We start from the raw sequence: 17,878 nt of genomic DNA on the forward strand, positions 1-17,878 counted from the left end.
TTGGACATGAACAAGCTCACGGTCCTGCTGGTCGATGACCACGAGGGCTTCATCAACGCGGCGATGCGCCATTTCCGCAAGATCGACTGGCTGCAGATCGTCGGCAGTGCCGGCAACGGCCTGGAAGCGATCGAGCGCTCGGAAACGCTGCGCCCGCAGGTGGTGCTGATGGACCTGGCGATGCCGGAAATGGGCGGCCTGCAGGCGACCCGCCTGATCAAGTCGCAGGACGATGCACCGTACATCGTGATCGCCAGCCACTTCGACGACGCCGAGCACCGCGAACATGCGCTGCGCGCCGGCGCCGACAACTTTGTCAGCAAGCTGTCCTACATCCAGGAAGTCATGCCGATCCTGGAAGGCCTCAGGGAGGATCGATCGTGAGCGAATCGCGCATCCTGGTGCTGGACAACGACGCCGTGCGCGCAGAGCGCACCGTTGCCCTGCTGGAATTCATGGACTTCAACCCGCGCTGGGTGTCCGACGCGGCCGACTTCGACCTGGGCCGCCAGCGCCAGAACGACTGGATGGCGGTGATCGTCGGCAGCCTGGACGACAGCGCCGCCAGCACTGCGCTGTACCACTGGCTGGGCGGCAGCAGCCTGCCGCCGCCGGTGCTGCTGGCCGATGGTGATGCTGCAGCGTTTGCCGAGCAGCACGGGCTGCACGAGGCCAACATCTGGCCACTGGAAACGCCGCTGCGCCACGCGCAGATGGAAGCCCTGCTGCGCCGTGCCAGCCTCAAGCGCCTGGATGCCGAGCACCAGGCCGGCGCCGCGCAGGACCAGGGGCCGACCGGCAACGGCCCGGCGGTCACCGCGCTGCGCACCATGATCGAGCAGGTGGCCGCGTTCGACACCACCGTGCTGGTGCTGGGCGAATCCGGCACCGGCAAGGAAGTGGTATCGCGCGCCATCCACCAGCGCTCGCCCCGCCGTGATGGCCCGTTCGTGGCGATCAACTGTGGCGCCATTCCGGCCGACCTGCTGGAAAGCGAACTGTTCGGCCACGAGAAGGGCGCCTTCACCGGCGCACTGACCGCGCGCAAGGGCCGGTTTGAAATGGCCGAGGGCGGCACCCTGCTGCTCGACGAAATCGGCGACATGAGCCTGCCGATGCAGGTGAAGCTGCTGCGCGTGCTGCAGGAACGCAGTTTCGAGCGCGTTGGCGGCAACCAGACCATCCGCTGCAACGTGCGCGTGGTGGCCGCGACCCACCGCGACCTGGAGACCCGCATTGCTGAAGGCAAGTTCCGTGAGGACCTGTTCTACCGCCTCAACGTGTTCCCGATCGACGTGCCCGCGCTGCGCGAGCGTCGCGAAGACCTGCCGGCACTGGTGGAAACCATCGCCGCGCAGCTGGCGCGAACCGGCCGTGGCGAAGTGCGCTTCACCCCGGAAGCCCTGCAGGCCCTGGCCGGCTACGAATGGCCGGGCAACGTGCGCGAGCTGACCAACCTGGTCGAACGACTGGCCGTGCTGCATCCGGGTGGTTCGGTGCGCGTGCAGGACCTGCCGGCCCGCTATCGTGGCGATGCCGCGCTGGCAGCGGTGGCCGCAGCGGTACCTGCAGCGCCGGTTGCCAGCGAAGAACGCCTGGACCTGCGCAGCTTCTCGTTCCACACGCCCGGCAGCGGCAACCAGCCGGCGCTGGAGCACGGCATCGCCGTCAATCGCCCGGCGGCACCGGCGGCACTGCCCGACGATGGCCTGGACCTGCGCAACCACATGGCCAACATCGAACTGGGCCTGATCAACGAAGCGCTGGAACGCACCCAGGGCGTGGTCGCCCACGCCGCCCAGCTGCTTGGCCTGCGCCGCACCACCCTGGTGGAAAAGCTGCGCAAGTACGGCATCGAGCGCGAGCAGGCCGAACTGGCCGGCTGAAGCGCGCGACCCGCATGAAGGGGGCACGAACGCCTGGGCTTGCCCGGGCGTTGGTGTTTGTGGTGCCCGGGGTCAGATCCCTTTCCTGGTGCCCGGGGTCAGATCCCTTTCCTGGTGCCCGGGGTCAGATCCCTTTCCTGGTGCCCGGGGTCAGATCCCTTTCCTGGTGCCCGGGGTCAGATCCCTTTCCTGCGGAAAGGGATCTGACCCCATTGCATTTGCACGTTTTCCTAGAGACAACGGAATCGCAGTGCGGAGCATGGCAGGGACATCCCAAGGAGGTCCGACCATGCATCACCTGATCCTGCTCGCCGTCCTGCTCTGCCCGGCCCTGGCCACCGCGGCCAACTGCACCCTGCCCGCCACGCTCGACCAACGCCAGTTCACCAACCTCAGCGACCCGTTGTACGCGCCGGACAACCCCAACGCCGGACGCATGGTGCAGCTCAGCTTTGCTGGCAGCCAGTACGTGCTGGACATCCTCGGCACCGACCTCCGCATCGGCGGCAGCTACCGCTACCAGCGCCTGGCCCCGCATATCGCGGAAATCCAAATGACCGAGGCCCACCCGGCCGGCCCCGCCCACTACACCCTGCTGCTGACGTGCCAGAGCGACCGCCAGGGCCGTTTCATCTACACCCAGCATGACGGCCCCATCGCACCGCGCCAGCGCCAGAATTCCGGCCGATGGACCCTGCAGCCATAGGCCAGAAAACCGACGCCGGTTAAATGGCGCCGCCAATGGGGTCAGAGCCCGTGCCGAGCAACGGTCGGCACCCACCATCAGTAGCAAGTTCCAACAGATCGCGGCCACCTGTCGAAGGCGGGGTGGGTCCGGTTGCGGGGGCGTGAGCGCCATGGATGGCGCGACCGAGCCTCCATGGACGGATTTACGGCGTCCCCCGTAACCGGACCCACCCCGCCATCCCTCAGTAGACCCGCTTCTGCTGTTGCTCCGGCTCCGGCTCCGGCTTCGGCCGTTGCCGTTGAGGTTGCCGGCCAGCGGCCGGCACTACCGCGGGGCGCGGGGTGCAACCCCGCACGCACACCCAACCTCCTCACTTCACTGAATCGAAAACCGGTTTCGGCACGGCACTTGCACTGGCTCCAGCAGACAACCCCATCCCTGTTTCTGGAACCGTTGCAGATGTCCCACTCCGTCACTTCGATCCTTTCGCAGATCCGCTCCTATCAGACCCAGATGGGACAGCCGGCGCTCAACCCGCTGGGCGAAACGCCGCGCAGCAATGCCCTGCCGGGCACGGTGCTGGATGCGCCGCAGGTGCAGCCGGCCAGCTTCACCGAAACCCTGCGTGGTGCGATTGCCGGCGTCAACGACGCGCAGCAGAAATCCGGCGCCCTCGCCAAGGCCTTCGAAATGGGCGACCCCAGCGCCGACCTGGCCAAGGTGATGGTCGCCTCGCAGCAGTCCCAGATCGCCTTCCGCGCCACCGTGGAAGTCCGCAACCGTCTCGTCCAGGCCTACCAGGACGTGATGAACATGCCGCTGTAAGGAACGTTGACGCATGGCACTGACGCTCTCCAAGGACAGCCTGAACGCCGAGAAGGCCGGGCAATGGTTCGACCGCCTGCAGAGTCTGCAGATCACCCGTCGGCTGGGCCTGATGGCGATGATCGCGGTGGCGGTGGCGGCAGGCCTGTCCGTGTTCTTCTGGTCACAGAAGCCGGGCATGGTCCCGCTGTACACCGGCCTGGACCAGAAGGCGACCGCTGAAGCGACCGACCTGCTGCGCGCCGCGCAGATTCCGTTCGCGCTCGACCCGGCCACCGGTGGCATCACCGTGCCGGAAAAGAACCTGCACGATGCCCGCCTGAAGCTGGCCGGCTCCGGCCTGACCGACAGCGGCAAGCTGGGCTTCGAGCTGATGGAACGCGACCCGGGCTTTGGTGTCAGCCAGTTCGTGGAAAGCGCGCGCTACCAGCACGCGCTGGAAACCGAGCTGTCGCGCACCATCAACACGCTGCGCCCGGTGCGCGATTCGCGCGTGCACCTGGCCATTCCCAAGCCCAGCGCGTTCACCCGCCAGCGTGACGTGGCCAGCGCCTCGGTCACCCTGGAACTGCGTGGCGGCCAGCAGCTGGAACGCAGCCAGGTCGATGCCATCGTGCACATGGTCGCCGCCAGCATTCCGGACCTTGCGCCGGAACGGGTGACCGTGGTCGACCAGAGCGGGCGCATGCTCAGCATTACCGACCCGAACAGCGAGGCGGCGGTCAACGCGGCCCAGTTCGAGCAGGTGCGCCGCCAGGAAACTTCGTTCAACCAGCGCATCCGCGAACTGCTGGAACCGATGACTGGCCCCGGCCGCGTCAACCCGGAAGTGAGCGTGGACATGGATTTCTCGGTGACCGAGGAAGCCCGCGAGCTCTACAACGGCGAGCCGCAGAAGCTGCGCAGCGAGCAGATGAGCGAGAACACCACCAGCACGCCGGGCCCGCAGGGCGTGCCGGGTGCGACCAGCAACAGCCCGCCGGGCCAGCAGGCCGCACCGGCCACCGCGCAGGCCCCGACCGAAAGCAGCAAGAACGCGACCCGCAACTACGAGCTGGACCGCACCCTGCAGCACACCCGCCAGCCGGCCGGCCGCATCAAGCGCGTCTCGGTGGCGGTGCTGGTGGACAACGTGCCGCGCGCCGGCGCCAACGGCAAGATGAGCCCGCAGCCGCTGTCGGCTGCCGAACTGACCCGCGTCGAAGCGCTGGTCAAGCAGGCCGTCGGCTTCAACGCCGAGCGTGGCGACACCGTGTCGGTGATGAATGCCCCGTTCGTGCGTGACACCACGCCGGTCGAAGGCCCGTCGTGGTGGGAGCTGCCGTGGGTGCACGATGCCGGCCGCATGCTGCTTGGCGCGGTGGTGGTGCTGGCGCTGCTGTTCGGCGTGCTGCGTCCGGCGCTGCGCGCGATCACCGGCCAGAGCAGGAAGAACGACGAACAGGCACTCGAGCCGCATACCGCGGATGTGCAGCTGGTCGATGACGATGGCATGCCGCTGCCGGCGCTGGGCGCTGACCGGGCCAGCCTGGGCGGGCCGGAAGCACTGGCCCTGCCGGTGGATTCATATGAGGAACGATTGCGGATGGCGCGTGAAGCCGTGAAGACCGACTCCAAGCGCGTGGCCCAGGTGGTCAAGGGTTGGGTGGCAAATGACTGAGGCCGCACTGACTGGCGTGCAGCGCGCCGCCGTACTGCTGCTTTCGCTGGGTGAGCTGGACGCGGCCGAAGTGCTGCGCCACATGGAACCCAAGGAGGTGCAGAAGATCGGCATCGCCATGGCCACCATGACCGACATCACCCGCGAGCAGGTGGAGCGGGTGATGGACCAGTTCGGCCAGGAGCTGGGCTCGAAGACCTCACTCGGCGTTGGCTCGGACGACTACATCCGCAACATGCTGGTGCAGGCGCTGGGCAGCGAGAAGGCCGGCAACCTGATCGACCGCATCCTGCTCGGCCGCAACACCACCGGCCTGGACGCGCTGAAGTGGATGGACCCGCGTGCGGTGGCCGACCTGGTGCGCAACGAGCACCCGCAGATCATCGCCATCGTGATGGCGCACCTGGAAACCGACCAGGCCGCCGACGCGCTGAAACTGCTGCCGGACCGTACCCGCGTGGACGTGCTGCTGCGCATCGCTACCCTCGACGGCATTCCGCCGAACGCACTCAATGAACTCAACGAGATCATGGAGCGCCAGTTCGCCGGCAACCAGAACCTGAAGTCGTCGAACATCGGTGGCGTGCAGTGCGCGGCCAACATCCTGAACTTCATGGACAGCGGCCAGGACCAGGCGATCCTGGGCGAAATCGCCCGCATCGATGCGCCGTTGAGCAACCGCATCCAGGACCTGATGTTCGTGTTCGACGATCTGGTCGACCTGGACGACCGCGAGATGCAGCTGGTGCTGCGCGAGGTGAGCGGCGAGCGCCTGGGCCTGGCCCTGCGCGGCGCCGACATCAAGGTGCGCGACAAGATCACCCGCAACATGTCGCAGCGCGCGGCCGAGATCCTGCTGGAAGACATGGAAGCCCGCGGGCCGGTGCGCCTGTCCGACGTGGAAGGCGCGCAGCGCGAGATCCTGGCCATCGTCAAGCGCATGGCCGATGAAGGCACCGTCACCATCGGCGGCAGCGCGGAGGCCATGCTGTGAGCAACGTCGTGCGCTGGCTTGCCCCGGACCTGCTGGCCCAGCCCGAACCGGCGCTGGAGCAGGAGGACGCGTTCGAACTCACCGAGCCGGACCCGGAACACGAACCGGAGCCGCCGCTGCAGCTGCCGACCCTGGAGGAAATCCAGGCGATCCAGGACAGCGCGGAGAAGGAAGGATTCGATCAGGGCCATGCCGAAGGGTACGGCCAGGGCCAGGCGGAGGTGCGTCGCCTCGCCGCGCAGATCGAAGGCATCCTCGACAACTTCAGCCGGCCGCTGGTGCGGCTGGAGAACGAAGTGGTCGGCGCCCTTGGTGAACTGGCGGTGCGCATCGCCGGCGCGCTGGTCGGCCGCGCCTACGAGGCCGAGCCGGCACTGCTGGCGCAGCTGGTCGGCGAAGCGATTGACGCCGTGGGCGGCAGCACCCGCGAGGTGGAAGTGCGGCTGCACCCGGATGACATCGCCGCGCTTGCCCCGCTGCTGAACCTGTCGCCGGCGCAGCGCCTGGTACCGGATACCAGCCTCAGCCGTGGCGACCTGCGCGTGCACGCCGAAGCCGTACGCATCGACGGCACCCTGGAGGCCCGCCTGCGCGGCGCGCTGGATGCGGTGATCCGCCAGACCGGAGCGACGGCATGAGCGCCGCACCGCAAACGACGCCACCGCCGGCCGACTGGGCCGTGGCCCGCAACCTGCGCCTGGCCCGCCGCCTGGACGGCCTGCGCGTGGATACCGCGCATGGCCGTGGGCTGATCCGCGAGGGCGTGCTGCGCCGCGCGGTCGGGCTCACCCTGGAAGCGGTCGGCTGCGAGGCGCCGCTGGGCGCCAGCTGCAAGGTGGAAGTGGTCGATGGTGGCTGGGTCGATGCCGAAGTGGTCGGCTTTGCCGGTGAGCGCACCTACCTGATGCCCAGCGCCGAACTGCACGGCCTGCTGCCCAACGCCCGCGTGGTACCGTCAGCGCGGCGTGGCGGCGTGGAAGTGGGTGAAGGCCTGCTCGGCCGCGTCATCGACAGCGACGGCGTGCCGCTGGATGGCAAGGGCCCGATCCGCGCAGAAGGGCATGTCGGCATGGCCGGCGTGTCGATCAATCCGTTGGCGCGTGAACCGATCACCCAGCCGCTGGACGTGGGCGTGCGCGCGATCAACGCGCTGTTGCCGATCGGCCGCGGCCAGCGTGTCGGCCTGTTCGCCGGTTCCGGCGTCGGCAAGTCGACGCTGCTGGGCATGATGACCCGCTACACCGCTGCCGACGTGATCGTGGTCGGCCTGATTGGTGAACGAGGCCGCGAAGTACGCGATTTCGTCGAGACCACGCTGGGCGAGGAAGGCCTGCGCCGCGCCGTGGTGGTGGCCAGCCCCGCCGACCGGCCACCCTTGGCGCGCCTGCACGGTGCCTACCGTGCCACCGCCATCGCCGAGTGGTTCCGCGACCAGGGCCTGAACGTGCTGCTGCTGATGGACTCGCTGACCCGCTTCGCCCAGGCGCAGCGCGAGATCGGCTTGTCGGTCGGTGAACCACCGACCACCCGCGGTTACCCGCCCTCGGTGTTCGCCAAGCTGCCGGCGCTGGTCGAACGCGCTGGCAACGGCGCAAAGGGCCGCGGCTCGATCACCGCGTTCTACACCGTACTGACCGAAGGCGATGATCCGCAGGATCCGATCGCCGACGCCGCACGCGCGATCCTCGACGGCCACATCCTGCTCTCGCGCCGGGTGGCCGACAGCGGCCTGTACCCGGCCATCGACGTCGAATCGTCGGTCAGCCGCGTGGTCACGGAAATCGCCGACGAGCCGTGGCGCCTGCGCATCCGCAAGTTGAAGCGACTGGTCTCGGCGTACTCGGCCAACCGTGACCTGATCGCGATCGGTGCCTACCAGCGTGGTAACGACGCGGCCACCGACGAAGCCCTGGAACGCTGGCCGGAAATCATGGAGTTCCTCGGCCAGGACGTTGCCAAGGCCGCAGATCTCCCGCACAGCCAGGCGGCGCTGCAGCGCCTGGTGGAACAAGAGAGTTAAGCCATGAACCAGTCCAAGCGCATCGATCCCCTGCTCAAGCGGGCCCAGGAACACGAGGACGCGGTCGCCCGCGACCTGGCCGAACGCCAGCGCGTGCTCGACACCCATCTGTCGCGCCTGGACGAACTGCGCCGCTATGCCGAGGAGTACGCCAACGCCCAGATGGCAGCGACCAGCCCGGCACAGCTGCTGAACCGCCGCGCCTTCCTTGATCGCCTGGACAGTGCGGTCGAGCAGCAGCAGGCCACGGTCAACGGCAACCGCGAAAAAGTGGAGGCCGAGCGCGCGCGGCTGATCCTGGCCAGCCGTGACAAGGCGGTGCTGGAGCAGCTGGCCGCCAGCTACCGCGCGCAGGAAAAGGTGGTGACCGACCGCCGCGACCAGCGCGAGATGGACGACATTGGCGCGCGGCGCGCGCGTCTGGTGCAGGCCGAAGACCAGGACGGCGCCGAGCAGGGAGGCCGCCCGTGATGCCCGCCCCGCTCGCCAGCAGCGCCAACCCGGCCACGCCCGCCACCAGCAACAGTGCCGCACGCGCCGCGCGCAGCGAAGGCGCAAAGGACTTCAGCCAGCTGCTGCAGGGCGGTGCGCCCTCCGCGCCCGCGCCTGCCGGCAGCGCTACCGCACCGACGCCGTCCCCGCCCAGCCAGCCATCGACCGCCGACAGCAATGGCGAGGCACCGGGCGAACGCAGCGCGGACGCGGAAGCGGCATCTGCCGAAACGCCGCCGCTACCGCCCGTTGCCCTGCCCCCGGCTGGACCCGGCACCGACAAGGACAAGCCCGCCGCGAGCGAGGACGCCCCGTGGCCACCGATCGGCCTGGCCGGCCTGGTGCTGGCGATGCCGACGCCTGCCGATCCGGCCGTCGCTCTGGCGGGCAGCGCTGCACCGTCACTGGCCAGCGAGGGTACGGCGCTACCCACCACTGCCCCCGTCGCGACCCCGACACTGCCTGCAGCCGCGCCGGCAGCGGCAACCGCAGCCCCCGTGGCGGCCGACGGCAAACCGGCTGCGACCAGCGCGGAGGATGCCACCGCGCTGCCATTGCCGGAGATGATCCTGCCCGGCAGGCGCAGCGAGCGCGGCGAAGGCAGTGACGTGGCCGCCGTTGGCGACCGCGCAAATGCACCGTTGCTGCACGCACCGGCAGCCGCCGCCGTGCAGGACCTGAAGGCGGCGCTCGCCACCGGCAACGCGATCTTCAATGGCGAACCCACGCCCAAGCCCTTGCTGGGTGACGATGGCTTCGACCAGGCCATCGGCGCACGCCTGGGCTGGCTGGCCGACCAGAAGATCGGCCATGCCCACATCCGCCTGAGCCCGGACGACATGGGGCCGGTCGACGTGCGCCTGCAGCTGAACGGCGACAAGGTGCATGCCAGCTTCAGCAGCCCGCACGTGGACGTGCGCCAGGCACTGGAAAGCAGCCTGCCGCGCCTGCGCGAGCTGCTGGGCGAACAGGGCTTCCAGCTGGCTCACGCCGATGTCGGCCACCAGGCGTCTGGTGGTGACGGCAATGCGTCGGGACAACCCGGTGGCGGCGGCATGACCGGCGACGGAGAACCGACGCCGGGCGATGCCAGCGTGTCGTCCGCGCAGTTGATCCGCCAGCGCGGCTTGCTGGACGCCTACGCCTGACAGGTGTGCCAACCAAGGTTGGCACCCACCAGAGCGGGCGGTTGGCACCCACCAGGGCGGGCGGTTGGCACCTCCCCGTATTGCGTTGGTGGGTGCGGAGCTTGCTCCGCACGGCCCCGCCGGCACCCCGACGGAATTCCGTCGCACCCTGCGGGCCCAGCCTTCGGCACACCCCTTGCATATCCCGGTGAAGCAACCCTCAGGAGCTTCACCCCGTGGCCGCAGCCGCTGACAAAACCAAGAAGACCGCCGAGAAGGACAAGGCCGCCAAGCCGCGTAGTCCGATCCTGATCACCGCACTGGTGGCCGTACTGGCCGCCGCTGCCGCTGGTGGCGGCGTGTGGTTCTTCACCCAGTCCAAGCACGAAGAGAAGACCGCGCAGGCGCCGAAGAAGAGCGCGACCCCGGCCCCGGCACAGTACTTCGCGCTGGACCCGGCGTTCGTGGTCAACCTCAATGGCCCGGTCGACGGCCCGCGCTACCTGCAGCTGGAGGTCCAGCTGATGACCCGCGACCCGGCCGCGCTGGAAGCGATCAAGACCCATGCCCCGGCCATCCGCGCGCGCCTGCTGATGCTGTTCTCGCAGGTCAGCCCGGACCAGATCGCCGATGTCGCCGGCAAGCAGAAGCTGCAGGCCAGTTCGCTGGCCGAGGTGCAGAAGGTGCTCAAGGCCGAGACCGGCAGCAACGGCGCCGACGATCTGCTGTTCACCAGCTTCGTGACCCAGTAAGGGCCCCCCGATGAATGATCTGCTGTCCCAGGACGAGATCGATGCCCTGCTCCACGGCGTGGACAGCGGCGCGGTCGAGACCGATGCGGAACCCCCGTCAGGCGAAGCGCGTTCGTACGACTTTGCCAGCCAGGACCGCATCATCCGCGGTCGCATGCCGACCCTGGAAATGGTCCACGAGCGCTTCGCGCGCCTGTGGCGGATCGGCCTGTTCAACCTGATCCGCCGCTCGGCCGAGCTGTCGGTGCGCGGCATCGAACTGATCAAGTTCAACGACTACATGCACTCGCTGTATGTGCCGACCAACCTGAACCTGATCCGCTTCAAGCCGCTGCGCGGCACCGGCCTGATCGTGTTCGAGCCGACCCTGGTGTTTGCCATCGTCGACAACTTCTTCGGCGGCGACGGGCGCTACCCGACCCGCATCGAGGGCCGCGAATTCACGGCCACCGAAATGCGGGTGATCCACCTGCTGCTGAAGCAGACCTTCGCCGACCTGCGCGAAGCGTGGGCACCGGTGATGGACGTCGACTTCGAGTACATCAACTCGGAGATCAACCCGCATTTCGCCAACATCGTGACCCCGCGCGAGTACGTGGTGGTGTGCCGCCTGCACGTCGAGCTCGACGGCGGCGGCGGTGACATCCACGTCACCCTGCCCTACTCGATGCTGGAACCGATCCGCGAACTGCTCGACGCCGGCATCCAGAGCGACCGCAACGACCGCGACGAGAGCTGGGGCAAGACCCTGCGCGAGCAGCTCAACATCGCCGAAGTCACCCTGTCCAGCGTACTGGCCAGCAAGCGCATGACCCTGCGCGACCTGACCCAGCTGAAGGTCGGCGACATCCTGCCGATCGAGCTGAGCCCGCAGGTGCCGCTGTGCGTGGAGAACATTCCGGTGTTCACCGGCGAGTTCGGCATCGCCAACGGCATGAACGCCGTGAAGATCACCGCTACCCATCCGCCGGGCACCCGCCCGCGCGTACCCGTCATCCAGGAAGACCCGCAATGAACGATATCGACGCCCTCGAACCGACCCCGGCCCAGTTCAGCAGCCTGCAGGCCGACGAGGCCAACGGTCCGGACCTGAACCTGGACGTGATCCTCGATGTGCCGGTGACCCTGTCGCTGGAAGTCGGTCGTGCCCGCCTGCCGATCCGCAACCTGCTGCAGCTCAACCAGGGTTCAGTGGTGGAACTGGAGCGCGGTGCCGGCGAATCGCTGGACGTGTTCGTCAACGGCACCCTGATCGCCCACGGCGAAGTGGTGGTGATCAATGACCGCTTCGGCGTGCGCCTGACCGACGTGGTCAGCCCGAGCGAGCGGATCCGGAGACTGCGTTGAGCCTGCTGGCCTCCACCCTGCTGGCGGTCGGCAAGACCGCAGCGCCGATCGGCCCGCAGGTCGGCCAGCACGCAGCCGCCGCACCCAGCCTGTTCGGTGCGGTGCTGGCGCTGCTGGCGGTGCTGGCGCTGGTGATCGGCCTGGGCTGGCTGCTCAAGCGCATGCCCGGCAGCGGCTTCCGCCCGGCCGAAGGCATGAAGCTGGTGGCCAGCCTCAGCGTCGGCGCCAAGGAGCGCGTGGTGGTGGTGGAGGTCAACGGCCAGCAATTGCTGCTGGGCGTCACTGCCGGCGGCATCAACACCCTGCATACCCTGCCCGAACCGTTGCCGGCACCGGCGCCGGTGCGCGTGCCGGATTTCAAGAACCTGCCGAATTTCGCCCAGCTGCTGCAGCAGCGGCTGCGCAAGGACCCCTGACATGCGTGTCACCCGTACCCGTGTTGCCACCCTGATGCCGTGGCTGCTGTTGCTTGCCCTGTGCCTGTTGCCGGTGCTGGCGTTCGCCGCGCCCGGCGCCCCGGCCACCCCGCTGCCGGACGTCAACGTCGGCAAGATCGGCGGCCAGCCGGTCAGCCTGCCGCTGCAGACCCTGCTGCTGATGACCGCGATCACCCTGATCCCGTCGATGCTGCTGGTGCTGACCTCGTTCACCCGCATCATCATCGTGCTGGGCCTGCTGCGCCAGGCACTGGGTACCGGCCAGACGCCGTCCAACCAGGTACTGCTGGGCCTGGCCCTGTTCCTCACCGCGATGGTGATGATGCCGACCTGGGACAAGGCGTGGAGCACGGGCATGGCGCCCTATCTCAACGGCGACATCGACTTCCAGACCGCCTGGACATTGACCACGCAGCCGCTGCGCGGGTTCATGCTGGCGCAGATCCGCGAGACCGACCTGATGACCTTCGCCGGCATCGCCGGGCACGGCACCTACGCCAGCCCCGATGCGATCCCGTTCCCGGTGCTGGTCGCTTCGTTCGTCACCAGCGAACTGAAGACCGCTTTCGAGATCGGCTTCCTGATCTTCATTCCGTTCGTGATCATCGATCTGGTCGTCGCCAGCGTGCTGATGTCCATGGGCATGATGATGCTGTCGCCGATGCTGGTGTCGGCACCGTTCAAGATCCTGCTGTTCGTGCTGGTGGATGGCTGGGTGCTGACCGTAGGCACGCTGGCGGCGAGCTTCAATCCCGCGTGACGCGATCCGGCGCGATTGAAAGACAGTCGAGCATGGCTCGACTCTATATCAGAAGGTGGAACCCGAATGTCTCCCGAACTTGCCTTGACCGAACTGCGTGGCGGCCTGATCACCGTGCTGTGGGTGGCCGGCCCGCTGCTGCTCACCGTACTGGTGGTGGGCGTGGTGGTCGGTGTCGTGCAGGCTGCAACCCAGCTCAATGAACCGACCATCGCCTTCGTCGCCAAGGCGGCGGCGCTGACCGCAGTGCTGTTCGCGCTGGGCAGCCTGCTGATCGGCCACCTGGTTGAATTCACCACGCTGCTGTTCCAGCGCATTCCGCACCTGATCGGCTAGGACACGCGCTTCGATGGATGCCGCGACACAGATGGCGGCCGACGGCCTGCAGGCCTTCGGCATGATCGGCACCGTGCTGTGGACCATGCTGCGCATCGGCGCGGTGGCCATGGCCATGCCCATGGTCGGCACGCGTGCGGTGCCGTCGCGGGTGCGCGTGGTACTGGCCGGCACCCTGGCCATTGCACTGGCGCCGCTGCTGCCACCGGTACCGGACTGGACCGGCTTCGACGCGGCTACGGTGCTGACCATCGCGCGCGAACTGGCCATCGGCGTTTCCATCGGTTTCATGCTGCGGCTGGTATTCGAAGCCGGTGCGATGGCCGGCGAACTGATCGCGCAGGGCACCGGCCTGGCCTTCGCGCAGATGAGCGACCCGCTGCGCGGTGGCACTTCGGGTGTGATCGGCCAGTGGTTCTACCTGCTGTTCGGCCTGCTGTTCTTCACCGCCAACGGCCACCTGGCGTTGATTTCGCTGCTGGTCGACAGCTACCGCGCACTGCCGATCGGCGCCCCGCTGCCGGACCCGCACGCCTTCTTCAGCATCGCCCCGACCTTCCTGCTGACCGTGCTGCGCGGCGCGCTGACGCTGGCCATTCCGCTCACCGTGGCGATGCTGGCGGTGAACCTGGCCTTCGGCGTACTGGCGCGTGCCGCCCCTGCGCTGAACCCGATCCAGCTGGGCCTGCCGGTCTCGCTGCTGCTGGGCCTGTTCCTGCTGGCCCTGCTGGCCGGGGAAATGGGGCCGCCGGTACAGCGCCTGTTCGACGCCGCCTTCCAGGCTGCGGACGCGGTCACACACTGACCCGATCATCACGTTCTACTGCTTGCCATGCATTTGTTTCTGTAGAGCCGAGCCCATGCTCGGCTGCCGCTCCTGCCGAAGGCAGCCGAGCATGGGCTCGGCTCTACAGGGGCGCAATTTCACGTATTGCCGCTTGAAGTCCCCCCCGGTCTGCGCGTTAGAGTGAATGCGCGGCAACCGGGGGGATGCCGCACATGGCCGGCGTCGTGCGTCGGCCTGCCTCATGCATGCCCCACCGTGGTTTCCGTCGACAGGCAGGTCCGGGAGACTGACGAATGCTGGTAGGCACGTACAACCCGTGGCTGGTGGCGATCTCGCTGCTGGTCGCCGTGATGGCTTCATACACCGCGCTGGCGATGGCCGGGCGCACGGTGACCGCACCGGGCAGGGGCGCGGCTTGGTGGTGGCGGCTGGGCGGCGGCTTCGCCATGGGCCTGGGCATCTGGTCGATGCATTTCATCGGCATGCTGGCTTTCGACCTGCCCATTCCATTGGGCTACGACCTTCCCATCACCCTGCTCTCGCTTGCGCTTGCCATCGCCTCATCGGTGTTCGCGCTGTGGCTGGTCTCGCTGCGCACCCTGCCCCACCCGCGATTGGCGGTCGGCGCCCTGCTGATGGGCACCGGCATCGCCGGCATGCATTACGTTGGCATGGCTGCAATGCGCATGCAGCCGGGCATCGACTACGACCCGGGCTGGCTGCTGTTCTCGCTGATGGTGGCGGTGGCTGCCTCCTGGACCGCGCTGTACGTGGCGTTCCGGCTGCGCGCCCAGCGCACCCGCATCGGTGATCGACTGGCGGCGGCGGGCCTGCTCGGCCTGGCCATCGTCGGCATGCATTACACCGGCATGGCCGCTGCGCGCTTCCCGGAAGGCAGCGTCTGCGGCGCGGCGGTCGGCGATGGCCTGCAGAACGAGTGGCTGGCGATGCTGGTGGTGGTGCTGACCGTGGCGATCCTGGCCGTGGTGCTGGTGGTCTCATGGCTGGACCAGCGCGTGGAAGCGCAACTGCTGCGGCTGCGCAATTCGATGCTGAGCACCTCGTTGACCGACGCGCAGCAGGAACTGACCCAGGCCGCGCTGCACGATCCGCTCACCCGCCTGCCCAACCGCCTGCTGCTGCAGCGGCGCATCGTGCAGGCACTGGCCGAGGCCGAACAGGGCGGCAACCGCTTCGCGGTGATGTTCATGGACCTGGACGGCTTCAAGCAGGTCAATGATGCCTACGGCCATCAGGCCGGTGATGCGCTGCTGGTGGCGGTGGCCGAACGCACCCGCCAGCTGCTGCGCCCGCACGATATGCTGGCACGGCTGGGCGGCGACGAGTTCGTGCTGGTGGTGCGCATCGAGCACGACGAGGACCTGCCGACCCTGGCCCGGCGCATCCTGCAGGCGGTGGGCAGCGGCCCGTTGCTGCCGGACAACGAACTGCAGGTGACCGCCAGCATCGGCGTGGCGATCTGCCCGGACCACGCCGCCAGCGAGCGCCAGCTGATGGCCTTCGCCGATGCGGCGATGTACCAGGCCAAGGAGTCCGGACGCAACGCCTTCGTGCTGTTCGCCGACTGGATGAACGACAGCGCCGAGCAGCAGTTCCGGCTGCTGGCCGACCTGCGCCGCGCCATCGGCAGCGAGCAGCTGTTCCTGCACTATCAGCCGAAGATCCGCGTGGCCACGCAGAAGGTGGCCGGCGCCGAAGCGCTGATCCGCTGGCGCCATCCGGAACACGGCCTGATTCCCCCCGACCGCTTCATCCGCCTGGCCGAGCGCAGCGGTGCGATCAACGAGATCGGGCGCTGGGCGCTGGACCAGGCCTGCCAGCAGCTGCGGCGCTGGCACGACGCCGGGCATGAAAGCTGGTCGATGTCGGTGAACCTGTCGCCGGTGCAGTTCAGTTCGCCGCACCTGCTGCAGGATGTGCGCGAGGTGATCGAGCGCCATGGCATTGCCCCGCGCCACCTGGTGCTGGAGATCACCGAAAGCACCGTCATGCGCGATACCGATACCAGTCTTCGCCTGCTGCAGGCGCTGTCGGCGCTGGGCGTGGGCATCTCCATCGATGATTTCGGAACCGGCTATTCCAGCCTGCTGTACCTGAAGCGGCTGCCGGCCACCGAGATCAAGATCGACCATGCGTTCGTGCGCGACCTGGAACACAGTGCCGAAGACGTGGTGATCGTCTCGGCGATCGTGGCGCTGGGCCATGCGCTGGACATGGACATCGTCGCCGAGGGCGTGGAGACCGCCGCGCAGCGCGCCTACCTGGAACGCCTGGGCTGCGACTTCCTGCAGGGATACCTGCTGGGCCGACCGGTCGACGCGGCGCGCTTCATGCAGCTGCACGACCTGCCGCGGCCGCGGGTGGAACTGGCGCAGAGCCCGCCGCCGCAATTCCCGCCCGGCTGACACCGGGCCACGCGCGCCCGCCATCACGGAGCGATTCCTGCGGCACCCTCCTGTAGAGCCGAGCCCATGCCCGGCTGTGCTTCGCGCCTGGCCCCAACCGCAGCCGAGCGTGGGCTCGGCTCTACAGAACGGGCCGTCGCTAGATCCACGCCATGCGTGGAACGGTTCTTGCACGCACCCCGGCACCTCCTGCCGCAGTGCCCGTGATGTCCGAGAACGAATCCGCCGGCGAAAAGACCGAACAACCGACAGAAAAACGCCTGCGCGACGCCCGTGAACAGGGCAACCTGCCGCGCTCGCGCGAACTTGGCACCGCCGCCGTGTTCGGCGCCGGCGTGCTGGCGGTGATGGCCATGAGCGGCTCGATCGGCCGTGGCGCCACGGCCTGGATGAAGCACGCGCTCAGCCCGGAACAGAGCCTGCGGCAGAACCCGAAGGAGCTGTTCGGCCACTTCGGCGACCTGCTGCTGCAGTTCATGCTGGTGATCGCACCGCTGGTGCTGGTCTGCCTGCTGGCCAGCTTCGTCGCCCCGCTGGTGATGGGCGGCCTGCGCTGGTCGCAGAAGGCGTTGCTGCCCGACATCAACCGCATGAACCCGATGAGCGGGCTCAAGCGCCTGTATGGCCCGGAGGCGATTGCCGAATTCACCAAATCGCTGCTGCGCGTGGCCTTCGTCGGCGTCGCCGCCGGGCTGGTGGTCTGGACCGGCTTCGACACCCTGCGCGGGCTGATCCACCACCCGCTGGAAACCGCCATCACCGATGGCCTGGGCTTCACCCTGCGCCTGTTGCTGGCCACCGCCGGCGCGATGCTGGTGCTGGCCGCCATCGATGCGCCGTACCAGCGCTGGAACTGGACGCGCAAGCTGAAGATGACCCGCGAGGAACTGCGCCGGGAAATGAAGGAAAGCGAGGGCAGCCCCGAGGTGAAGGGCCGCATCCGCCAGCTGCAGCAGCAGATGGCCAACCGCCGGATGATGGAGGCGGTGCCCACTGCCGACGTGGTGGTGGTCAACCCCACCCACTACGCGGTGGCCCTGAAGTACGAGGGCGGCGCCATGAACGCCCCCACCGTGGTCGCGCTGGGCGTGGACGAAACCGCCCTGCGCATCCGTGAAGTGGCCGACGGCAACAAGGTGGCGATCGTCTCCGCCCCGCCTTTGGCACGCGCCTTGTATCGGGAAGGCCAACTCGGAAAGGAAATCCCCGTGAGACTGTATTCGGCCGTCGCCCAGGTCCTGTCCTACGTCTACCAGCTGCGCGCCTGGCGCACTGGCCCGATGCCGGACGCCCCGCACATCCAGGTGGATGAATTCGGCAAGGGAGGCCGCCCGTGAGCGC

The 17,878-nt window shown here is 68.2% G+C and carries 19 protein-coding genes; all 19 read left to right on the forward strand.

Going from position 1 to position 17,878, the window contains the following annotated elements; translation table 11 throughout:
• The first annotated feature begins 6 nt into the window (after positions 1-6).
• The 19 genes from VG566_RS02020 (at position 7) to flhB (ending at position 17,874) form a co-directional block, all read left to right on the forward strand.
• Positions 7-384 (forward strand): response regulator, encoded by a 378-nt coding sequence (locus VG566_RS02020; RefSeq protein WP_010485922.1) that lies wholly within the window; start codon positions 7-9, stop codon positions 382-384.
• Positions 381-1,886, forward strand: coding sequence for a sigma-54-dependent transcriptional regulator (locus VG566_RS02025; protein WP_241883839.1), 1,506 nt, complete (start codon positions 381-383; stop codon positions 1,884-1,886). The genes VG566_RS02020 and VG566_RS02025 overlap by 4 nt, the downstream gene beginning before the upstream one ends.
• 289 nt (positions 1,887-2,175) lie before the next feature.
• Entirely contained in the window at positions 2,176-2,592 is a 417-nt protein-coding gene (locus VG566_RS02030; RefSeq protein WP_032959410.1) for a hypothetical protein, read from the forward strand.
• 441 nt (positions 2,593-3,033) lie between these two features.
• Positions 3,034-3,399 (forward strand): flagellar hook-basal body complex protein FliE, encoded by a 366-nt coding sequence (gene fliE, locus VG566_RS02035; RefSeq protein WP_014037113.1) that lies wholly within the window; start codon positions 3,034-3,036, stop codon positions 3,397-3,399.
• A 13-nt stretch (positions 3,400-3,412) separates the two neighbouring features.
• On the forward strand, positions 3,413-5,059 hold the full coding sequence (gene fliF / locus VG566_RS02040) for a flagellar basal-body MS-ring/collar protein FliF (protein WP_014647047.1): 1,647 nt from the start codon (positions 3,413-3,415) through the stop codon (positions 5,057-5,059).
• A gap of 7 nt (positions 5,060-5,066) precedes the next feature.
• Positions 5,067-6,053, forward strand: coding sequence for a flagellar motor switch protein FliG (gene fliG / locus VG566_RS02045; RefSeq protein ID WP_024958226.1), 987 nt, complete (start codon positions 5,067-5,069; stop codon positions 6,051-6,053).
• Positions 6,050-6,691, forward strand: coding sequence for a FliH/SctL family protein (locus VG566_RS02050; RefSeq protein ID WP_014647045.1), 642 nt, complete (start codon positions 6,050-6,052; stop codon positions 6,689-6,691). The genes fliG and VG566_RS02050 overlap by 4 nt, the downstream gene beginning before the upstream one ends.
• Positions 6,688-8,073, forward strand: coding sequence for a FliI/YscN family ATPase (locus VG566_RS02055; protein WP_014647044.1), 1,386 nt, complete (start codon positions 6,688-6,690; stop codon positions 8,071-8,073). Before VG566_RS02050 ends, VG566_RS02055 begins: the two co-directional genes overlap by 4 nt.
• A gap of 3 nt (positions 8,074-8,076) precedes the next feature.
• Positions 8,077-8,544, forward strand: a complete 468-nt coding sequence (fliJ, locus tag VG566_RS02060; RefSeq protein ID WP_014647043.1) for a flagellar export protein FliJ — start codon at positions 8,077-8,079, stop codon at positions 8,542-8,544.
• Positions 8,544-9,713 (forward strand): flagellar hook-length control protein FliK, encoded by a 1,170-nt coding sequence (locus VG566_RS02065; protein ID WP_241883838.1) that lies wholly within the window; start codon positions 8,544-8,546, stop codon positions 9,711-9,713. Before fliJ ends, VG566_RS02065 begins: the two co-directional genes overlap by 1 nt.
• 215 nt (positions 9,714-9,928) lie before the next feature.
• Positions 9,929-10,444, forward strand: coding sequence for a flagellar basal body-associated FliL family protein (locus VG566_RS02070; RefSeq protein WP_049441913.1), 516 nt, complete (start codon positions 9,929-9,931; stop codon positions 10,442-10,444).
• Positions 10,445-10,454: 10 nt separating this feature from the next.
• The gene (fliM, locus tag VG566_RS02075) at positions 10,455-11,459 is read left to right on the forward strand and encodes a flagellar motor switch protein FliM (protein WP_014647040.1); all 1,005 of its coding nucleotides are present in this window, start codon (positions 10,455-10,457) and stop codon (positions 11,457-11,459) included.
• Positions 11,456-11,791 carry a flagellar motor switch protein FliN gene (fliN, locus tag VG566_RS02080; protein WP_005409543.1) on the forward strand — a complete coding sequence of 112 codons (336 nt, stop codon included), beginning with the start codon at positions 11,456-11,458 and terminating at the stop codon, positions 11,789-11,791. The genes fliM and fliN overlap by 4 nt, the downstream gene beginning before the upstream one ends.
• Positions 11,788-12,207, forward strand: a complete 420-nt coding sequence (gene fliO / locus VG566_RS02085) for a flagellar biosynthetic protein FliO (RefSeq protein ID WP_080354537.1) — start codon at positions 11,788-11,790, stop codon at positions 12,205-12,207. Before fliN ends, fliO begins: the two co-directional genes overlap by 4 nt.
• A 1-nt stretch (position 12,208) precedes the next feature.
• Positions 12,209-12,988, forward strand: coding sequence for a flagellar type III secretion system pore protein FliP (gene fliP, locus VG566_RS02090; protein WP_014647039.1), 780 nt, complete (start codon positions 12,209-12,211; stop codon positions 12,986-12,988).
• A gap of 66 nt (positions 12,989-13,054) precedes the next feature.
• On the forward strand, positions 13,055-13,324 hold the full coding sequence (locus VG566_RS02095) for a flagellar biosynthetic protein FliQ (RefSeq protein WP_005413254.1): 270 nt from the start codon (positions 13,055-13,057) through the stop codon (positions 13,322-13,324).
• A 13-nt stretch (positions 13,325-13,337) separates the two neighbouring features.
• The gene (gene fliR / locus VG566_RS02100; RefSeq protein ID WP_014037103.1) at positions 13,338-14,129 is read left to right on the forward strand and encodes a flagellar biosynthetic protein FliR; all 792 of its coding nucleotides are present in this window, start codon (positions 13,338-13,340) and stop codon (positions 14,127-14,129) included.
• A 275-nt stretch (positions 14,130-14,404) separates the two neighbouring features.
• A complete protein-coding gene (locus VG566_RS02105) occupies positions 14,405-16,537 on the forward strand; it encodes a putative bifunctional diguanylate cyclase/phosphodiesterase (RefSeq protein WP_032959421.1) in 2,133 nt (710 codons plus the stop codon).
• Between the two features lie 206 nt (positions 16,538-16,743).
• Positions 16,744-17,874: a flagellar biosynthesis protein FlhB gene (gene flhB, locus VG566_RS02110; protein WP_046430444.1), complete on the forward strand. Its 1,131-nt coding sequence runs from the start codon at positions 16,744-16,746 to the stop codon at positions 17,872-17,874.
• Positions 17,875-17,878: the final 4 nt, after the last annotated feature.

Source organism: Stenotrophomonas sp. CASM114 (assembly GCF_049384325.1).
GTDB classification, from domain to species: domain Bacteria; phylum Pseudomonadota; class Gammaproteobacteria; order Xanthomonadales; family Xanthomonadaceae; genus Stenotrophomonas; species Stenotrophomonas muris.

Coding starts and splice junctions, on each gene's coding strand:
- fliP (WP_014647039.1), top strand. CDS start 12,209: ATGCGTGTCACCCGTACCCGTGTTGCCACCCTGATGCCGTGGCTGCTG.
- VG566_RS02095 (WP_005413254.1), top strand. CDS start 13,055: ATGTCTCCCGAACTTGCCTTGACCGAACTGCGTGGCGGCCTGATCACC.
- VG566_RS02105 (WP_032959421.1), top strand. CDS start 14,405: ATGCTGGTAGGCACGTACAACCCGTGGCTGGTGGCGATCTCGCTGCTG.
- fliJ (WP_014647043.1), top strand. CDS start 8,077: ATGAACCAGTCCAAGCGCATCGATCCCCTGCTCAAGCGGGCCCAGGAA.
- VG566_RS02065 (WP_241883838.1), top strand. CDS start 8,544: ATGCCCGCCCCGCTCGCCAGCAGCGCCAACCCGGCCACGCCCGCCACC.
- VG566_RS02030 (WP_032959410.1), top strand. CDS start 2,176: ATGCATCACCTGATCCTGCTCGCCGTCCTGCTCTGCCCGGCCCTGGCC.
- fliE (WP_014037113.1), top strand. CDS start 3,034: ATGTCCCACTCCGTCACTTCGATCCTTTCGCAGATCCGCTCCTATCAG.
- fliM (WP_014647040.1), top strand. CDS start 10,455: ATGAATGATCTGCTGTCCCAGGACGAGATCGATGCCCTGCTCCACGGC.
- VG566_RS02020 (WP_010485922.1), top strand. CDS start 7: ATGAACAAGCTCACGGTCCTGCTGGTCGATGACCACGAGGGCTTCATC.
- VG566_RS02055 (WP_014647044.1), top strand. CDS start 6,688: ATGAGCGCCGCACCGCAAACGACGCCACCGCCGGCCGACTGGGCCGTG.
- fliN (WP_005409543.1), top strand. CDS start 11,456: ATGAACGATATCGACGCCCTCGAACCGACCCCGGCCCAGTTCAGCAGC.
- fliF (WP_014647047.1), top strand. CDS start 3,413: ATGGCACTGACGCTCTCCAAGGACAGCCTGAACGCCGAGAAGGCCGGG.
- fliR (WP_014037103.1), top strand. CDS start 13,338: ATGGATGCCGCGACACAGATGGCGGCCGACGGCCTGCAGGCCTTCGGC.
- flhB (WP_046430444.1), top strand. CDS start 16,744: ATGTCCGAGAACGAATCCGCCGGCGAAAAGACCGAACAACCGACAGAA.